Source organism: Mycobacterium sp., from assembly GCF_050701675.1.
Lineage (GTDB): Bacteria > Actinomycetota > Actinomycetes > Mycobacteriales > Mycobacteriaceae > Mycobacterium.
Genome location: NZ_JBOGDD010000868.1, coordinates 1 through 1,592 on the forward strand (window position 1 = coordinate 1; position 1,592 = coordinate 1,592).

Annotated in this window: 2 protein-coding genes; both read left to right on the top strand. The window is 64.7% G+C overall.

The genetic code is table 11. The features are described from left to right. Positions 1-488: sterol desaturase family protein (locus ACRDUX_RS26630; RefSeq protein WP_526418157.1), on the top strand; the 488-nt coding region annotated here is incomplete at its 5' end. A gap of 37 nt (positions 489-525) precedes the next feature. Then, positions 526-1,592: NAD(P)/FAD-dependent oxidoreductase (locus tag ACRDUX_RS26635; protein ID WP_526418159.1), on the top strand; the 1,067-nt coding region annotated here is incomplete at its 3' end.

A 1,592-nucleotide genomic window follows, 5' to 3' on the forward strand; every position in this document is an offset into this window, starting at 1 on the left:
CCACCGCACTGCGGCAGAAGTGGAACAACAGCGGGGAGATCCTGATCTGGATTCCGTTGCCGCTGTTGGGTGTTCCGCCGTGGATGGTGTTCGCCAGCTTCTCGCTGAACCTGATCTACCAGTTCTGGGTGCACACCGAGCGCATCGACAAGATGTGGCGGCCAGTCGAGTTCCTCTTCAACACGCCGTCGCATCACCGCGTGCACCACGGGATGGATCAGCAGTACCTCGACAAGAATTACGGCGGCATCTTCATTCTGTGGGACCGGCTGTTCGGCACCTATGCCGACGAGGTGTTCCGGCCGCACTACGGGCTGACCAAACAGGTTTCCACGTACAACGTCTGGAAGTTGCAGACCCACGAATACGTGGCGATCGCGCGCGACGTCCGACGCGCCGACCGTCTGCGCGACCGGCTCGGCTACGTCTTCGGCCCGCCCGGCTGGGAGCCGCACCGCGCCCGTCTCCCGGTCGCCGCACCGAATTGACGACGTGCGATGTGCCGCCCTCGGTAATGTCTGTGCCGTGGATACCGTCTTCGATTCTCGTGTCGATCCCGCGCTGATCGAACGTTCCCTTGCCGTAAGCGCCTTCGGATCCATGTGGCTCGACATGGCGCGTCCCGAATACCCCGCGCTGTCGGGCTCGATCACGTGCGACCTTTTGGTGGTCGGCGGCGGTTACGCCGGATTGTGGACGGCACTGCATGCCGCGCAGCGCAATCCGGACCGACGCATCGTTCTGATCGACGCCTACCGAATCGGATGGGCGGCATCCGGGCGCAACGGCGGATTCGTCGAAGCGAGCATCACACACGGCAGGGAGAACGGAAAGACCCGCTGGGCAGGCGAAATCGATCAACTCGAGGCCATGGGTCTTGAGAACCTGGACGGCATGCAGGCCGAGATCGAACGGCTGGGCCTCGACGTCGAGTGGCAGCGGACCGGGATGCTCGCCGTGGCGACCGAGCCGCACCAGGTGAGCTGGCTCAAGGAGTCGGCCGCCGACGGAGACGGGCAGTTCCTCGACGAGGACTCCGTGCGCGCCGAGGTGGCTTCGCCGACGTTCCTGGCCGGGCTGCAACACCGCGACAGCTGCGCGATCGTGCACCCCGCGAAGTTGGTGTTCGAGCTGGCCCGCGCGTGCCGTGACGCCGGTGTGAGCATCTACGAGCACACCAACGCCAGGTCGCTGGACTCCGGGCAGGCCGCCATCCGGGTCGACACCGGAGGTTCCGTCATCACGGCCGGACAGGTCGTGCTGGCGACGAACGTGTTTCCCCATCTGCTGCGGCGCAACCGGTGGCACACCGTGCCCGTCTATGACTACGTGCTGGCCACCGAACCGCTGACGGACGCGCAGGTGCGAAGCATCGGATGGCAGAACCGACAGGGAATCGGCGACTCCGCCAACCAGTTTCACTACTACCGCATGACCGAGGACAACAGGATCGTGTTCGGTGGGTACGACGCGATCTACCACTTCGGGCGCAAGGTCGATGCGGGGTACGAGGACCGTCCCGAGACGTACCGCAAGTTGGCGGCGCACTTCTTCATCACCTTCCCCCAACTCACCGACGTCCGCTTCAGTCA